Genomic DNA, 14642 nt, shown 5'->3' on the forward strand with positions numbered 1-14642 from the left:
GGCGTCGGGGGCAACCTTCAGGCTGCGCCCCGTGCTTCGGCGAGCATGCGGCGGGCGCGCAGGAACATCTCGACGCGCTGCATCGCCAGCAGGCCGACGGCGAAGGCGACGAAGGCATCGATGACGCCGGCCGCGGGCATCGTGCCCGTTGCGCCCAGCTCTTCACGCAGCACGAAGCGCATCCCGATCAGTCCGACGATGAGCAGCAGCGCGGCGGGCGACTGGCGCTGGTTGAGCGCGTGGCTGACGGGATCAATCTCGATGCGCATCAGCTTGCCGCGCCACCAGCCGATCGCGCTGCCGAGCAGCAGCGCCGCCGCGGCCCACAGCCACTGCACCCCGTGGGGCGGCCGCCACCAGAACAGCCCGGCGGCGAAGATGCCGTACAAGGTCGGCACGATCCACAGCCGCTCGAGGCGCAGGGGACGGCCGCGCTTCAGGCCGCGCAGGCGGAAGAACAGCACGATGAGGACGGCGACTGCGGCGACCGCGTAGGTGATCGCCTGCGGGGTCATTCGTAGCGCTCGGGCAGGAAGGCGTCGTCGGCGCGGTCGGCGAACTTGGTCGTCGATTTGTGGAAGGTCAGCGGCACGGTGCCGGTCGAGCCGTGGCGCTGCTTGGCGACGATGACTTCGGCAAGGCCGTGCAGCTTCTCGGCACGCTCCTTCCACTTGGCGTGCTTCTCGCCGTCCTCGATGTCGGGCTGCTTGAGCGCGTGGTAATATTCCTCGCGGTAAACAAACAGCACGATGTCGGCGTCCTGCTCGATGGTGCCCGACTCGCGAAGGTCGGCGAGCTGCGGGCGCTTGTCCTCGCGGTTCTCGACCGCGCGGCTCAGCTGCGACAGCGCCAGCACGGGGACCTGCAGCTCCTTCGCCAGCGTCTTCAGGCCGCGGGTGATCTCGGAGATTTCCTGCACGCGATTCTCGCTCGTCTTGGCCGAGCCCTGCAGCAGCTGGAGATAGTCGACGACGATCACCCCGACACCGCGCTGGCGCTTCAGGCGGCGCGCGCGGGTGCGCAGCGCGGCGATCGACAGTGCGGGCGTGTCGTCGATGTAGAAGGGCAGCTCGCTGAGCGCGCCCGCCGCACGTGCCAGCCGGTTGAACTCGTCCTGGCTGATCTTGCCCATGCGCAGGCTTTCGGAATTGACGTCCGACTGCTCGGCGAGGACGCGCGTCGCGAGCTGGTCGGACGACATCTCGAGGCTGAAGAAGGCGACGCCCGCGCCGCTGCGCTTGCCCTCGTCGATCCCGTCGGCGGCGTCGCGCTGCGCCCGCTGCGCGCAGGCAAAGGCGATGTTGGTGGCGAGCGCGGTTTTGCCCATCGCCGGACGCCCGGCGAGGATGACGAGGTCGGACTTGTGCAGCCCGCCGATCTTCGCGTTGAGTGCGTCGAGGCCGGTCGTGTAGCCCGACAGATGCCCGCCCGACTTCATCGCGCGGTCGGCCATCTCGACGGCTTCACGGGTGGCCTGGGCGAAGGTCTTGACCGCACCCGCGACCTCGCCCTGCTCGGCGACCTTGTACAGCGCGAGCTCGGCGTCCTCGATCTGCTTCAGGGGCGAGACATCGGCGCCCGTGTCGAAGGCGCCCGCCGCCATCTCGCGCCCGACGCGGATCATCTCGCGCAGCAGGGCGAGGTCATAGATCTGCTGGGCGAAGTCTTTGGCGGCGATCAGCGCGCCCGACTGTTCGGTCAGCCGCGCGAGGTAACCGGTGCCACCGACGTCGGCCATCGCCGGATCGGCGTCGAACAGGGGTTTGAGGGTAACCGGTGTCGCAACCATATTGCGGTCGGCGAGCGCGACGATTTTCTCGTAAATCCGGCCGTGCAATGCCTCGTGGAAATGCTCGGGCCGCAGCTTGAGCATGACGTCCTCGACGAGGCGATTGTCGATCATCAGCGCGCCGAGCAGCGCGGCCTCCGCCTCGAGATTCTGGGGCAGGATGGCGGTTTCAGGGACGGGCGGGACGACTCGCAGGGGCAGCGGCTGGATCATGCCACGCTTGTCGCGCGAGGGGGCGACGGGGGCAATCCGCGGGTGTGGGCAGGTCTGTGGACGGTCGTGGATAAGCTGTGAGTGCGAGTGAAAAACTCGCGTCGTCATCCTCGCGAAGGCGGGGATCCAAAGTCACAGAGTTACGACCTTGGGTCCCCGCCTTCGCGGGGATGACGAAGTGCGGAGTTACCGACCTCGCGAGCGCAGTGGGTTGACCACGACGCGCGGGTCGCGCGGCGGGCGGGCACCGCCGCCGCCGCCGCCACCGCCGTTGCCGCGGCCACGACCGCCGCCTGCACCGCCGGCACCGGCACGGCGGCCGGCCATCGACTGCGGGTGACGCTCCTCGCGCACCGGCTGCGGCGACGCACGCTCGACCTTCGCGGCGGCCGAGACCAGCGCGCGGAAGTCTTGCGGCAGCGGCATGCGGACGATCTCCTGCCGCGTCAGCTTCTCGATGTCCTTCAGGTACGGCTTCTCGTCGTCGGCGCAGAACGCCACGGCCTGGCCCGCCGCACCCGCACGCGCCGTCCGCCCGATGCGGTGGACGTAGGACTCGGGGACGTTGGGCAGCTCGTAGTTGAAGACGTGGCTGACGCCGGTGACATCGATGCCGCGCGCCGCGATGTCGGTGGCGATCAGCACCTTGACCTTGCCGGCCTTGAAGTCGGCGAGGGCACGCTCGCGCTGGCCCTGGCTCTTGTTGCCGTGGATCGCAGCGGACTGGATGCCGGCGTTGCCGAGCTGGCGGACGACGCGGTCGGCGCCGTGCTTGGTGCGGGTGAACACCAGGCTGCGCTCGACGCCCTCCTTGCGAAGCTCGATCTGGAGCAGCGCGGGCTTTTCCGACTGGTTGACGAGATAGACCGACTGCTCGACGCGCTCGGCGGTCGTGGCGGCGGGCTTGACCGAGACCTTGGCCGGGTTGGTCAGGAACTTGGCGGCGAGATCCTCGATGGCGCGCGGCATGGTCGCCGAGAAAAACAGGGTCTGGCGCTGCTTCGGCACCATGGTGACGAGGCGCTTCAGCGCGTGGATGAAGCCCAGGTCGAGCATCTGGTCGGCCTCGTCGAGGATCAGCACCTCGACCATGCGCAGCGTGATCGCGCCGCGGTCGATCAGGTCGATCAGGCGGCCCGGGGTCGCGACGAGGACGTCGACGCCGTACTGCATGGCGCGCTCCTGCCGGTTAATCGGCACGCCGCCAAAAACCGTCTCAACACGCAGCTTCATGAACTTGCCGTAGGCGGTGAAGCTCTCGGCGATCTGGCTTGCGAGCTCACGCGTCGGCGCGAGCACCAGGCAGCGGACATGGCCGCGGCCGAGCTGCTTCGGGGCGGCGGCGAGGCGGTGCAGCGTCGGCAGCGCGAACGCCGCGGTCTTGCCGGTGCCGGTCTGCGCGATGCCGCACAGGTCGCGGCCCTGCATGACGATCGGGATCGCCTGGCACTGGATCGGGGTGGGTTCGGTATAGCCCTTGGCGTCGAGCGCGCGGGCGAGCGGATCGGCCAGGCCGAAGTCGGTAAAAAAGGTCATGGATATAGCTCGTAATCTGAGCGTGCGCGCGCCTGTCGGTCACGCGAACGCGGGTTCGCTGACGACCCGCGTGATGGGGGCGGCCCTGGGGCTTGCGGCTGAGGAGGGGTCGGGCGAAAAGCCGCCGATCACGCACCCGTCCTGGCGGCGATGCCGCTGACGCCAGTACGATATGGTGCAGTGCGGCGGGAAAGTCAATTGGCGGTGGGCTGGCGGGCAGGCTAGGGTGACTGATGGCCCGTTATCTCCCCGTCCTCGCGGCGTTCAACGCGCTCGTCGCGATCACCTTCGGCACCTTCGCCGCGCACGGCATCAAGGACCCGCAGGCTCGCGACTGGATCATGACCGGCGTGCTGTTCCAACTGCCGCACGTCGCCGCGGTCTTCGCGCTGCTCGGCTGGCGGGACACGCCGATGGTGCGCGGCGGGGCGTGGCTGATCGCGGTCGGCAGCCTGATCTTCGCGGGCGTCCTCGATGCGCTGGCGCTCGGTGCCCCGCGCGGCGTCGCGGCCCTCGCGCCGATCGGCGGTACCGCGATGATGGCAGGCTGGGCGTGGCTGGTCATCGCGGGCATCGCGAGTCCGGCGATGGACAAGATGCTGGGAAGCAAGCGCGACGCTTGACCCGTAGTCGTCAACCATTATCATGGTCATTGTCAGGAGATGGTGATGGCAGCGACAGAGCGTGTAGTGGTGCTATTCGAACCGGCGGAGAAGCGTGCTCTGCAGTCGCGCGCTGCCGCCGCAAGTTTGAGCATGGGCGAGTTCATCAAGCGCGCGGTGATCGGTGCCGAGGCTTCGCCGAATGCGGACCAGCAGGCCGAACTCGAAGTGCTGGCGACCGAATTGGAGAAGGCGGTCGTCCGGATGAGCGACCGGCTCGACACGACCATCGCGCGGGTCGATGCGACACTCGATCCTGGCCGCGATGCCGAGCGCCGCGCGCGGATCGAGGCCGAGGTTGCCGGGCTCGACCTTTCGGGGGTTGCAGCACTGCTCGGCCGCGCTGCCTGATGAGCGTCTTCGATCGGATCCTGTCGGCGACGCGCAGCATCATCCTGTTCGAGCATCGCGTCGATCAGCTGACGGCGCAGGTCGAGAAACTTTCGAGCGCGCATGATCAGCTGCGTGACCGCGTCCTGCGACTGGAGATCATCATCGGCGAGGCGCAGCGCCGCGCCGAGACGCCGCGGCTGACCTGAGTCTCAATCCCGGAAAGACGGATCGAGCCGGTCGAGCTTGCGCAGCAGCGCCGGCCACGCCAGCCGGTCTGCGACGATGCCGAGGCCCGCGCTGCCCTGGCCCGCAGCCTTCTCGGGCGTGCCCTGCGGCGCGGCGTTGAGCCCTGCGATACCCGCCGACAGCGCCTTGATCTGGGCGTCGCAGGCGCGTTCGAGGAAATACATCTTGATGAAGCACTGGCCGACGGTCGCGCCGACGGTCAGCGTGCCGTGGTTGCGCAGGATCATCGCGTCCTTGGTACCCAGATCCTCGACCAGCCGCTCGCGTTCCTCGAGGTCGGTCGCGACGCCCTCATAGTGGTGGTAGGCGACCTGCTCGCGGATCAGCATCGCGGTCTGGGTGATCGGCATCAGCCCCTCCGCCTGCGCCGCGACCGCCTGGCCGCTCGATGTGTGGAGGTGCATCACCGCCTGCGCATCGTCGCGCGCCATGTGGATCGCCGAGTGGATAGTGAAACCCGCCGGGTTCACGAGATACGGCGTCGGCATCACCGGATGCCCATCGACGTCGATCTTGACGAGGCTCGACGCGGTGATCTCCTCGAACATCAAATTATACGGGTTGATCAGGAAGTGATGCTCGGGGCCGGGCACGCGCGCCGACAGATGCGTGAAGATCAGGTCGTCCCAGCCGTATAGCGCGACCAGGCGATAGGCGGCCGCCAGGTCGACGCGGACCGCCCATTCCTCAGGCGTGACGCTCGACCGGACATCGTCGACCGATTTCAGGACAGTGGCCATGGAACGCGCTCCGGGTTGACGTGCGCGTCAGTCTGCCGGAACCGCAGGGCTTTGGGAAGCGCCGCGCGTCATGCGGCACTTGTCGGAGCAGTAGCGGACATTCTCCCAATCGCGCTCCCATTTCTTGCGCCACGCGAACGGGCGGCCACAGGTCAGGCACGGCTTCGACGGCAGATCGGCCTTGTGGCGCATCCGGGGCATGCGCCAGGATAGGCCGAACTGTCACGGAACCGCCCTAGAAAAGCGCGGGTGCGGCATTGGGGAGTATCGATCATGCGTAGCGAGTTCGACCGGCGGGGGCTGCTAAGCCTCGGATTGAGCGGCGGCGCCCTGGCGCTGCTGCCGGGCAGTGCGGCCGCTGCGCCGATGCGCGGCTTCACCCACAGCGTCGCGAGCGGCGATCCGGCGGGCACGTCGGTGCTGCTTTGGACGCGCTATGTCGGGACGGGGAGCGCCGCCCAGCCGCTGCGCGTCGAGGTCGCCGCCGAACCCGGCTTCGGGCACATCGTCGCGCGCGCCGAGGGCGTCGCCGATCCCGCCGGCGACTGGTGCGTGCGCGTCCGCGCCGACGGGCTGACGCCCGGCAAATGGTATTTCTACCGCTTCGTCGGTCCCGACGGCGTGCGCTCGGAGACGGGACGGACGCGCACCCTGCCGCAGGGCCGCACCGACCGCTTCAACGTCGCGGTGTTCAGCTGCTCGAACATCGGCTTCGGCTTTTTCAACGCCTATGGCCACGCCGCTAAGCGCAACGACATCGACCTCGTCGTCCACGTCGGCGACTATCTCTACGAATACGAACACGGCAAGTATCCCGACGCCGGCAAGGGCATTCCCAGCCGGCTCGCGGGCCCGGCGGGCGAGATCGTCAGGCTGGAGGATTATCGCACGCGCTACGCCGACTACCGCCGCGATCCCGACCTGCGCGCATTGCACCGGCGCTTCCCGATGATCAGCATCTGGGACGACCATGAGTTTACCAACGACGCCTGGAAAGACGGCGCCGAGAATCACCAGCCGAACGAGGGCGATTGGGCGACACGCAAGGCGGTGGCGCGCCAAGCGTATCAGGAATGGCTGCCCGTCGCGCCGCGGGCGTACAATCGCTACGACATCGGCGACCTCGCGTCGCTGCTGGTGCTCGATACCCGGGTCGAGGGGCGTGACAAGCAGCTGTCGCTGGCGCCGGTGATCAAGGGCGGGCGCGAGGCGCTGATCGGCTTCCGCGACGGTGCGTGGAGCGATCCGAAGCGCACGCTGCTCGGCGTCGAGCAGGAGAAGTGGGTCGCCGAGAACCTGAAGGCATCGACGGCGGCGGGCACGCGCTGGCAGCTCGTCGCGCAGCAGCTGGTGATGGGCAAGGTCGTCGCGCCGAAGCAGGCCGCCGACTGGCTCGGCCCCGACGCCCCGGCACGCGCCAAGGCCTATATGCAGGCCGGCCAGCTGGCGGCGAGCGTCGGCCTGCCGATGAACCTCGACAGCTGGGGCGGCTACGACCCGGCACGGTCGCGCTTCCTCAAGAGCGCGCAGGATGCGAACGCCGACCTCGTCGTCGTGTCCGGCGACAGCCACAACGCCTGGGCGTGCGACCTGGCGGAGGGCGGCAAGCCGGCGGGCGTCGAGTTCGCCGGGCAGGGCGTGACCTCGCCGGGATTCGAAGCGGCGCTCAAGGCCGATCCGAAAATCGTCGCGGCGGGCGTCGTCGGCGCGAACCCTGAGCTGAAATGGGCCGACCTGTCGCGGCGCGGCTACCTGACGGTCGCGTTCACGCCCGACGCGGCGCGCGCCGACTGGGTGTTCATGCAGTCGATCCTGTCGCCGACCTACGCCACCAGCCGCGGCCAGGCGGCGACGGTGCGGCGGGGCGAGCGGCGGATGACGCTGGCCTGACGATGCTCCAGCTCTTCGCCCACCCCTTCTCGTCCTACTGCCAGAAGGTGCTGATCGCGCTGTACGAGAACGACACGCCGTTCGAATGGCGGCGCGTCGACGAACCCGACGCGATGGACGAGCTGGCGGCGCGCTGGCCGTTCAAGCAATTCCCGATCCTGGTCGACGAGGACGAGACGATCGTCGAGGCGACGATCATCATCGAGCATCTGGCGATCCATCATCCGGGACCGGTCGCGATGCTGCCAGCCGACCCCGGGGCGGCGCTCGACGTCCGCGCGCTCGACCGCTTCTTCGACAATTATGTCATGACCCCGCAGCAGAAGATCGTCTTCGATCATCTGCGGGAGCCCGGCGACCGCGACGCCGTGGGAGCAGCCCAGGCGCGCGCGATGCTGGAGACGGCCTATACCTGGCTCGACCTGCACATGGCGGACCGCGAATGGGCGAGCGGCGACTTCAGCCTCGCCGACTGCGCCGCGGCGCCTGCGCTGTTCTACGCCGACTGGACGCATCCGATCCCGGCGCGCTTCGCCAACGTCCACGCCTATCGCCGCCGCTTGCTGGCGCGCCCGTCGTTCGCTCGCGCGGTCGACGAGGCGCGCCCGTTCCGCGCCTACTTCCCGCTCGGCGCGCCCGACCGCGACTGAGCCGTGGCGGCGGGCGCAAAGCCCTTGTCACGCAGCCATGCATCGACCTTGGGATCGCGCCCGCGGAAGTTGCGGAAGGCGGTCGCCGGGTCGACGGTGTTGCCGACCGACATGATCGTATCGTGGAAGCGCTTGGCGACTTGCGGGTCGAAGGCGCTGCCGGCCTCGGTGAACGCCTCGAAGGCATCGTTGTCGAGGACTTCGGCCCAGAGATAGCCGTAATATCCCGCGGCATAGCCCTCGCCCGCGAAGATGTGCCCGAATGCCGGGATGCGGTGGCGCATGACGATCTCCGACGGCATGCCGAGTTCGGCGAGCGTCGTCTTCTCGAACGCCTTGGGGTCGATCGGCGACGCGCCCGCCAGGTGCAGCTTCATGTCGATCAGCGCGCTCGCCTGCGCCTCGACGACCGAGAAGGCGAGGTTGAACAGGTTCGCCGCCTCGATCTTCTTGATCAGCGCGGGCGGCAGCGGCTCGCCCTTGGCGTTGACGAAGAACTTCCGCACTTCGGCGGTGTCGAAGAAATGCTCGTGGATCTGGCTCGGGAACTCGACGAAGTCACGCACCGTGTTGGTCCCCGACACCGTCGGGTAGGTGACGTTCGAGTTGAGGCCGTGCAGCGCATGGCCGAACTCGTGGAACATCGTGCGCGCGTCGTCGAAGCTGATCGTCGTCGGCTGGCCTTCGGGCGCCTTGATGAAGTTCGAGTTGTTGGAGACGATCGTCGGCACCTCGCCGTCGTAGCGCGACTGCTCGCGGTACGCGCTCATCCACGCGCCCGAATTCTTGCCGGCGCGCGCGAACGGGTCGAAGTACCACAGGCCGACATGCTTGCCGCCGCGGGTCACCTTCCAAACCGTCACGTCGGGGTGGAAGACGGTGACGTCATTCACCTGCGTGAAGGTCAGGCCGTAGTTCTTCTCGGCGACCCAGAACATCGCCTTGCGGATGTTGTCGAGTTGCAGGTACGGCTTCACCTCGTTGAGATCGAGGTCGTACTTCGCCTTGCGGACCTTCTCGGCATAGTAGCGATAGTCCCAGGGCGCGATCTTGAAGCCGCCCTTATCGGCGTCGACGACCGCCTGCATCACCGCAACATCCTTGCGGACCTGTTCGACGGCGGGCTTCCACGCCTGCAGCGACAGCGCCAGCGCGGTCTCCGGGTTCTTCGCCATGCGGTCGGCCAGCGTCCAGTGCGCGAAGGTCGGATAGCCAATCAGCTTCGCCTGCGCGGCCCGCAGCGCGAGGATCTGCGTGACGAGGGCGTTGTTGTCGGTCGAGCCGCCGCCGTCGCCGCGCGACGTCCACAGGCGGAAGCCCTTCTCGCGCGCCGCGCGGTCGTCGGCATAGGTCAGGAACGGCTCCATCGACGAGCGGGTGTTCGAGATCACCCATTTGCCGGGCACGCCGCGCTTGACCGCCTCGGCCGCCGCCGCGTCGACCTGTGCCTTGGGCAGGCCCTTGAGCTGCGCCGCGCTGTCGAGGGTCAGGAACAGCGACTCCTCGTCCGCCAGCTGGTTCTGCGCGAACTTCGCGTACAGGCCCGCGAGCTTCTGATTGTTCGCCGAAAATTCGATCTTCTGCGCCGGCGTCAGCTTGGCGCCCTGCTGCGCGAAGCGGTTCCACACAACCCAGGTCAGGCGCTGCTGCTCGGGCGTCAGCTTCGCTTTGTCGGGGGAGTTGTAGACGGCGTCGACGCGCGCGAAGAGGGCGGCGTTCTGCGTGATACGGTCGCCGAGCGCGGCATACTTCGGGAAGACCTCGGTCTCGACCTTCTGGAAGTCGGCGGTCTTCAGGTTGCCCGACCAGACGCCGAACAGCGCCCCGCCGCGCGACAGCGCCGCGCCCGAACGCTCCATCGCGACGATCGTATTCTCGAAGGTCGGCGGCGCGGGGTTGTTGGCGATCGCGTCGATCTCGCGCAGCGTCTCGGCGATGGCGACGTCCATTGCGGGGACGAAGTCGGCGACGCGCACCTTGTCGAACGCAGGCGTGCCGCCGTACGGCCCCGTCCACGGTGCGAGGAGCGGGTTGGCGGTCTGCGCGGCGAGCGGCGCCCCCACGATTGCGGCAGCGACACCGATCATCAGCCTGGCCTTCATCTGTTTTTCCCCAAGTCCGCGAGCCTCTGCCCGAGGAAGATTTCGACTGCCGCGAGCGACACGTCCGTCGCAACGAAAGCCTGCCCTATACCGCGCGCGAGGATGAACGCGAGGTTGCCCGCCGCCATCTTCTTGTCCTGCCGCATGTGCGCGATGAGGTCGGCAGCGTCGGCGGGAAGCGGATCGACGGGCAGCCCGGCCGCGACCAGATGCGCCCGCACCCGCGCCGCATCGGCGGCGCTGCATAGACCTTGGCTCGCAGAGAAGTCGAACGCCAGCGCCATGCCGGTGGCGACCGCCTCGCCGTGCAGCAGCCGGTCGGAGAAGCCCGCCTCCGCCTCGAGCGCATGGCCGAAAGTGTGGCCGAGGTTGAGAAGCGCGCGGATGCCGCTCGTCTCATGCTCGTCGGCGGCGACGGTCGCGGCCTTGGCGCGGCACGACACGGCGATGGCGTTCGTCAGCGCGTCCTCGTCGCGCGCCAGCAGGGCGGCGACATTCGCCTCGCACCAGTCGAAGAAGCCGGGGTCGCCGATCAGCCCGTACTTGACGACCTCGGCATAGCCGGCTCGCAGCTCGCGGTCGGGCAATGTGTCGAGCAGGTCGGGGTCGATCAGCACCAGCTCGGGCTGGTGAAACGCCCCCACGAGGTTCTTGCCGGCGGCCGCATTGATCGCGGTCTTGCCGCCGACCGAACTGTCGACCTGCGCCAACAGGGTCGTCGGCACCTGCACGAACTTGCAGCCGCGCCGCAGGATCGCGCAGGCGAAGCCCGTCAGGTCGCCGATCACCCCGCCGCCGAACGCCACGACGGTATCGCCGCGCTCGACGCCGCTCGCGAGCAGCCGCTCGACGACGCTCTCCAGCGTGCGCCAGTTCTTGGTCGCCTCGCCGGGCGGCAGGACGATGACCTCGCCCATCAGCTCGCCGAGGCCGGCGCGCAGCTGGTCGAGGTGGAGCGCGGCGACGCTCGCATCGGTGACCACCGCGACGCGGCGTTTCACCCCGACGGCCGCGAGGTGGCGGCCGGCGTTGCCCAGTTCGCCGCCGCCGATGTGGATCGGGTAGCGCCGCGCGCCCAGCGCGACCTCGACGGTGATCATGCGGCGGCCCGCCGGTGCTCGGCCAGTGCAGCGACGATTGCCTCGACCGTCACCTCGTGCGGCGAGGGCTTCGACGAGATGTGGATGTGCGCCTGCGCGTAGATCGGGTTCCGCACCGCGGCGAGTTCGGCAAGCACTTGCGCAGGATCGCGGTCCTTGAGCAGCGGCCGGTGCGAGCGCCGCGCGACGCGGTCGATCAGCGTCTGCAGATCGGCATCGAGCCACACCGCGATGGCGCGCGCCAGGATCAGCGCGCGTGTCTCGTCCTGGATGAAGGCGCCGCCGCCGGTCGCGATGACCTTGGCGGGCCCCTCGATCAGCCGCGCGATGACGCGCCGCTCGCCGTCGCGAAAATGCGCCTCGCCGTAGCGTTCGAAGATTTCGGCGACGCTCAGCCCGCTCGCGGTTTCGATCTCGGTATCGGCATCGACGAAGGGCAGCCCGAGGCGGGCACTGAGCCGCCGGCCGATCGTCGACTTGCCGACTCCCATCAGCCCGACGAGCACGACGGGCTGCGCCGGTGCCCGTCCGCGCCGCGGCGTTGATTTCGCATCGCACTCCATCGGCGTTCGATATACACGCGGGGCTTGAGCCGCCAAGGGTGCGGCGTTGGCCAAGCGTTGGGACATACATGGGTCGTCTGGTTCTCTGGATCTTCGTCATACTGCTGGTGATCGCCGTCGGCGGGCTGATCTGGCTCGGCACGGCGGACGTGCCGGCGCCGACCGCGCGGGTCGAAAAAGTGCTGCCGAATGCGCCTGCGGCGCCATAGGCTCGCGCTCGGCGGGCTGCTGACCGCGGCGTTGCTGGTCGCGCTGCCGGTCGTCTCGCAACAGGCCGACGCTCCCGAATCGCTGCTGCCCGAGGGGCTGGAGACCGCGCCCCCGCCGCCGGTGGAGAGCGCCGAACCCGTGATCGCGCCGGTTCCCGATGCGCCCGCAGCCGCGCTTGCCGTGCCCGAGGAAGCCGAGGTCGCGCCGAGCCCGTTCGACCTGCCCGCAGCGACGGGGCGCAGCATCGACGTCGCCGGGCCGCTGCGGCTCGACAACGGCGGCTATGGCACGGCCGCATTCACCGGCAGCAACGGCCGCTTCGTCGCGGGGGTGCTGTATCGCCTCGACACGCCGGTCGCGTCGCGCTGGGCGCATATCGTGCTGCGCCGTGCATTGCTCAGCGAATCGAGCGCGCCCGGCGGGATCGCGCCCGCCGACTGGATCGCGGCGCGGGCGCGGACCTTGCTCGCGATGGGCGAGGTCGACGGGGCGGTAGCGCTGGTCGATGCGGTGCCTGCCGACCGCTATTCGCCGTCGCTGTACCGCGTCGCAGGGCAGGCTCATTTGGCGGCGGCCGACATCGGCGGGCTGTGCCCGCTGGCGCAGACCGGCGTCGCGGTCAGCCGCGATCCGCTGTGGAAGCTGCTGACCGGCATGTGCGGCGCGATGTCCGGTGACGACCTGACCTCGGCCAGCGTCTTCGACCGGCTGAAGGGCAGCGACACGCTCGATCCGTTCGACCTGCAGCTTGCCGAGCGTGTCGCGACGCTGTCGGGGGGCGGCGGGCGCGCGGCGAATATCGAGTGGGAGACTGTGCCGCGGCTGACGCCGTACCGCTTCGGCGTTGCGGTCGCGGCGGGGGTGCGGGTGCCCGACGCGCGCCTGGCAGGCATGCCGCCCGGCTGGGTGCTGCGCGCGCCCGGCATCGGCGACACCGCACGGCTCGCGGCGGTGCGGCCGGCGGCGGCGCTGGGCATCGCGTCGGCGCAGGAGCTGGTGTCGACGATCGCCGCGACGGCGGATGACGAGGGTCTGGCGGGGTCGCCGGCGTCGCGGCTGCGCAGCGCCTATGCGGCTGCGTCGCTCGGCGACCGCTATGCCGCGCTGAAGGCGATCCGCGACGAGGCGAAGACCCCGCAAGCGCGCTATGCCGCACTGCTGGAGACGGCACTTCCCGCCGCGCGCCTGCCCGTCGACAAGCGCCGGGCTGCCGAGGCGCCCGACGTGATCGCGGCACTGCTGGGGGTCGGGCTCGAGCGTGAGGCGCTGCGCTGGTGGCGCGTGCTCGACGGCAGCGACGCGGTGCCGCGCGCATGGGGCCTGCTCGCCAGCAGCGGCGGCGTGCCGGTGACGCCCGAGCGTTTCGAAACCTGGGCCGACGGCGACAACGACGAGCATCGGGCACGGCTGCTGCTCGCCGGGCTCGACGCGCTCGGCCGGACGCGCGGCGAGGGCTGGGCGGCGGTGCGCACCGACCTCGGCCTGACCCCGGTGTCCAACAGCTGGACGCGCGCGCTCGCATCGGCCGCAGCACGCGGCAGCGCGGGCGAGGTCGCGGTGCTCGCGGCGTCGGGGCTGCAGTGCGACTGGCGCGCGGTGCCGCCTGCACATTTCGGCGCGATCGTCGCGGCGTACGTCCGGGTCGGGCGCGCGCAGGAGGCGCGGCTGCTCGTTGCCGAGGCGGTCACGCGGGGGTGACGCGCCCCGACCTGTCGGACGGCTCCTTAACAGACGGGGGCGCCATCGCGCTGTATCTCGACATGCTGGCCGCCGAACAGGGCGCGGCGAAAAACACGCTGCTGGCCTATGGCCGCGACCTGCGGCTGGCGAGTGAAGATTTGTCCGGACAATTGGCGCGCGCTGCGCCCGCCGACCTGGCGCGGCTCGTCGCGGGGTGGTCGGGCCTCGCGCGTGCCACGGTGGCGCGCAAGGGGTCGGTGCTGCGCCGCTTCTTCGCGTTCCTCGCCGCCGAGGGGCACCGCGCCGACGATCCGGCGCAGCTGATCGAGGCGCCCGCCCCGGCGCGGCCCCTGCCCAAGACGCTCGCCGAGGGGGACGTCGCGCGATTGTTCGCGGTGCTGAGCGAACGGCTCGCCGCCGATGCTTCGCCCGCAAACCTGCGCCTATCGGCCCTCGTCGAGCTGCTCTACGGGTCGGGCCTGCGCGCCACCGAGCTCGTCTCGCTGCCGCGCCATGCCGTCCGCACCGGCCAGGGGCACGCCATCCTGACCGGCAAGGGCGGCAAGCAGCGCCTGGTCCCCGTCGGCGGTGCCGCCGAGCGCGCCGTCGCGGCGCATGCCGCCAACGTCGCGCCCGGGGAGCGCTACCTGTTCCCCAGCGGCGCGAGCCACCTCAGCCGCGTCCGCCTGTTCCAGCTGCTGAAGGGACTCGCGGCCGAAGCCGGCATTCCGCCCGCGCGGATCAGCCCCCATGTGCTTCGCCACGCCTTCGCGACCCACCTCCTCGAAGGCGGCGCCGACCTGCGCACGCTGCAGACCCTGCTCGGCCACGCCGACATCGCGACGACGCAGATCTACACCCACGTCCAGTCGAAGGCGCTCGTCGACCTCGTCAACACGCGGCATCCGCTCGCCGACTAGGTTTCCGC

The 14642-nt window shown here is 69.7% G+C and carries 16 protein-coding genes; 8 read left to right on the forward strand and 8 right to left on the reverse strand.

Features of this window, described 5'->3' with window-relative positions; all coding sequences use genetic code 11:
- Window positions 1-17 precede the first annotated feature (17 nt).
- From FMM06_RS01615 to FMM06_RS01625, 3 genes are all read right to left on the reverse strand, one after another.
- A complete protein-coding gene (locus tag FMM06_RS01615) occupies window positions 18-515 on the reverse strand; it encodes a CcdC protein domain-containing protein (RefSeq protein ID WP_143554476.1) in 498 nt (165 codons plus the stop codon).
- A complete protein-coding gene (locus tag FMM06_RS01620) occupies window positions 512-2002 on the reverse strand; it encodes a replicative DNA helicase (RefSeq protein ID WP_143554477.1) in 1491 nt (496 codons plus the stop codon). Before FMM06_RS01620 ends, FMM06_RS01615 begins: the two co-directional genes overlap by 4 nt.
- A gap of 186 nt (window positions 2003-2188) precedes the next feature.
- Entirely contained in the window at window positions 2189-3538 is a 1350-nt protein-coding gene (locus tag FMM06_RS01625; RefSeq protein ID WP_143554478.1) for a DEAD/DEAH box helicase, read from the reverse strand.
- Between the two features lie 233 nt (window positions 3539-3771).
- Here FMM06_RS01625 and FMM06_RS01630 point away from each other — a divergent pair, with 233 nt between their 5' ends.
- Genes FMM06_RS01630 through FMM06_RS01640 form a run of 3 tightly spaced genes read left to right on the forward strand, consistent with a single transcriptional unit; the run spans window position 3772 to window position 4739 of the window.
- Window positions 3772-4161 carry a DUF423 domain-containing protein gene (locus FMM06_RS01630; RefSeq protein ID WP_143554479.1) on the forward strand — a complete coding sequence of 130 codons (390 nt, stop codon included), beginning with the start codon at window positions 3772-3774 and terminating at the stop codon, window positions 4159-4161.
- Window positions 4162-4206: 45 nt separating this feature from the next.
- Entirely contained in the window at window positions 4207-4551 is a 345-nt protein-coding gene (locus FMM06_RS01635) for a plasmid mobilization protein (protein ID WP_143554480.1), read from the forward strand.
- The gene (locus tag FMM06_RS01640; RefSeq protein WP_143554481.1) at window positions 4551-4739 is read left to right on the forward strand and encodes a hypothetical protein; all 189 of its coding nucleotides are present in this window, start codon (window positions 4551-4553) and stop codon (window positions 4737-4739) included. Before FMM06_RS01635 ends, FMM06_RS01640 begins: the two co-directional genes overlap by 1 nt.
- Window positions 4740-4742: 3 nt before the next feature.
- Here FMM06_RS01640 and FMM06_RS01645 read toward each other — a convergent pair whose 3' ends face one another.
- Together FMM06_RS01645 and FMM06_RS01650 are read right to left on the reverse strand one after the other, a co-directional pair.
- Window positions 4743-5519, reverse strand: coding sequence for a class II aldolase/adducin family protein (locus tag FMM06_RS01645; protein WP_143554482.1), 777 nt, complete (start codon window positions 5517-5519; stop codon window positions 4743-4745).
- Window positions 5520-5546: 27 nt separating this feature from the next.
- Window positions 5547-5720 (reverse strand): DUF2256 domain-containing protein, encoded by a 174-nt coding sequence (locus FMM06_RS01650; RefSeq protein ID WP_143554483.1) that lies wholly within the window; start codon window positions 5718-5720, stop codon window positions 5547-5549.
- Window positions 5721-5792: 72 nt separating this feature from the next.
- On the opposite strand from FMM06_RS01650, the gene FMM06_RS01655 reads away from it, so the two are divergent.
- Both FMM06_RS01655 and FMM06_RS01660 read left to right on the forward strand, forming a co-directional pair.
- Window positions 5793-7409, forward strand: a complete 1617-nt coding sequence (locus FMM06_RS01655) for an alkaline phosphatase D family protein (RefSeq protein ID WP_143554484.1) — start codon at window positions 5793-5795, stop codon at window positions 7407-7409.
- Window positions 7410-7411: 2 nt separating this feature from the next.
- A complete protein-coding gene (locus tag FMM06_RS01660) occupies window positions 7412-8059 on the forward strand; it encodes a glutathione S-transferase family protein (RefSeq protein ID WP_143554485.1) in 648 nt (215 codons plus the stop codon).
- Here the strand turns inward: FMM06_RS01660 and FMM06_RS01665 are convergent.
- Genes FMM06_RS01665 through FMM06_RS01675 form a run of 3 tightly spaced genes read right to left on the reverse strand, consistent with a single transcriptional unit; the run spans window position 8026 to window position 11824 of the window.
- Window positions 8026-10161 (reverse strand): M3 family metallopeptidase, encoded by a 2136-nt coding sequence (locus FMM06_RS01665; RefSeq protein ID WP_143554486.1) that lies wholly within the window; start codon window positions 10159-10161, stop codon window positions 8026-8028. The two genes, FMM06_RS01660 and FMM06_RS01665, sit on opposite strands and share 34 nt — an antisense overlap.
- Window positions 10158-11261, reverse strand: a complete 1104-nt coding sequence (gene aroB, locus FMM06_RS01670) for a 3-dehydroquinate synthase (RefSeq protein WP_143554487.1) — start codon at window positions 11259-11261, stop codon at window positions 10158-10160. The genes FMM06_RS01665 and aroB overlap by 4 nt, the downstream gene beginning before the upstream one ends.
- On the reverse strand, window positions 11258-11824 hold the full coding sequence (locus FMM06_RS01675) for a shikimate kinase (RefSeq protein WP_143554488.1): 567 nt from the start codon (window positions 11822-11824) through the stop codon (window positions 11258-11260). Before FMM06_RS01675 ends, aroB begins: the two co-directional genes overlap by 4 nt.
- Window positions 11825-11892: 68 nt before the next feature.
- On the opposite strand from FMM06_RS01675, the gene FMM06_RS16655 reads away from it, so the two are divergent.
- Genes FMM06_RS16655 through FMM06_RS01680 form a run of 3 tightly spaced genes read left to right on the forward strand, consistent with a single transcriptional unit; the run spans window position 11893 to window position 14634 of the window.
- Window positions 11893-12033 (forward strand): hypothetical protein, encoded by a 141-nt coding sequence (locus FMM06_RS16655; protein ID WP_185964997.1) that lies wholly within the window; start codon window positions 11893-11895, stop codon window positions 12031-12033.
- Entirely contained in the window at window positions 12014-13732 is a 1719-nt protein-coding gene (locus FMM06_RS17065) for a hypothetical protein (RefSeq protein ID WP_235889015.1), read from the forward strand. The genes FMM06_RS16655 and FMM06_RS17065 overlap by 20 nt, the downstream gene beginning before the upstream one ends.
- Window positions 13729-14634, forward strand: a complete 906-nt coding sequence (locus FMM06_RS01680; protein ID WP_268900657.1) for a tyrosine recombinase — start codon at window positions 13729-13731, stop codon at window positions 14632-14634. Before FMM06_RS17065 ends, FMM06_RS01680 begins: the two co-directional genes overlap by 4 nt.
- Window positions 14635-14642 lie beyond the last annotated feature (8 nt).

The sequence above is a fragment of the Glacieibacterium frigidum genome (assembly GCF_007097155.1).
Taxonomy (GTDB): Bacteria; Pseudomonadota; Alphaproteobacteria; order Sphingomonadales; family Sphingomonadaceae; genus Glacieibacterium; species Glacieibacterium frigidum.

Excerpts from the sequence above, each read along its gene's own strand:
- FMM06_RS01615 (WP_143554476.1), bottom strand. The coding sequence starts at position 515 with ATGACCCCGCAGGCGATCACCTACGCGGTCGCCGCAGTCGCCGTCCTC.
- FMM06_RS01620 (WP_143554477.1), bottom strand. The coding sequence starts at position 2,002 with ATGATCCAGCCGCTGCCCCTGCGAGTCGTCCCGCCCGTCCCTGAAACC.
- FMM06_RS01625 (WP_143554478.1), bottom strand. The coding sequence starts at position 3,538 with ATGACCTTTTTTACCGACTTCGGCCTGGCCGATCCGCTCGCCCGCGCG.
- FMM06_RS01630 (WP_143554479.1), top strand. The coding sequence starts at position 3,772 with ATGGCCCGTTATCTCCCCGTCCTCGCGGCGTTCAACGCGCTCGTCGCG.
- FMM06_RS01635 (WP_143554480.1), top strand. The coding sequence starts at position 4,207 with ATGGCAGCGACAGAGCGTGTAGTGGTGCTATTCGAACCGGCGGAGAAG.
- FMM06_RS01640 (WP_143554481.1), top strand. The coding sequence starts at position 4,551 with ATGAGCGTCTTCGATCGGATCCTGTCGGCGACGCGCAGCATCATCCTG.
- FMM06_RS01645 (WP_143554482.1), bottom strand. The coding sequence starts at position 5,519 with ATGGCCACTGTCCTGAAATCGGTCGACGATGTCCGGTCGAGCGTCACG.
- FMM06_RS01650 (WP_143554483.1), bottom strand. The coding sequence starts at position 5,720 with ATGCCCCGGATGCGCCACAAGGCCGATCTGCCGTCGAAGCCGTGCCTG.
- FMM06_RS01655 (WP_143554484.1), top strand. The coding sequence starts at position 5,793 with ATGCGTAGCGAGTTCGACCGGCGGGGGCTGCTAAGCCTCGGATTGAGC.
- FMM06_RS01660 (WP_143554485.1), top strand. The coding sequence starts at position 7,412 with ATGCTCCAGCTCTTCGCCCACCCCTTCTCGTCCTACTGCCAGAAGGTG.
- FMM06_RS01665 (WP_143554486.1), bottom strand. The coding sequence starts at position 10,161 with ATGAAGGCCAGGCTGATGATCGGTGTCGCTGCCGCAATCGTGGGGGCG.
- aroB (WP_143554487.1), bottom strand. The coding sequence starts at position 11,261 with ATGATCACCGTCGAGGTCGCGCTGGGCGCGCGGCGCTACCCGATCCAC.
- FMM06_RS01675 (WP_143554488.1), bottom strand. The coding sequence starts at position 11,824 with ATGGAGTGCGATGCGAAATCAACGCCGCGGCGCGGACGGGCACCGGCG.
- FMM06_RS16655 (WP_185964997.1), top strand. The coding sequence starts at position 11,893 with ATGGGTCGTCTGGTTCTCTGGATCTTCGTCATACTGCTGGTGATCGCC.
- FMM06_RS17065 (WP_235889015.1), top strand. The coding sequence starts at position 12,014 with ATGCGCCTGCGGCGCCATAGGCTCGCGCTCGGCGGGCTGCTGACCGCG.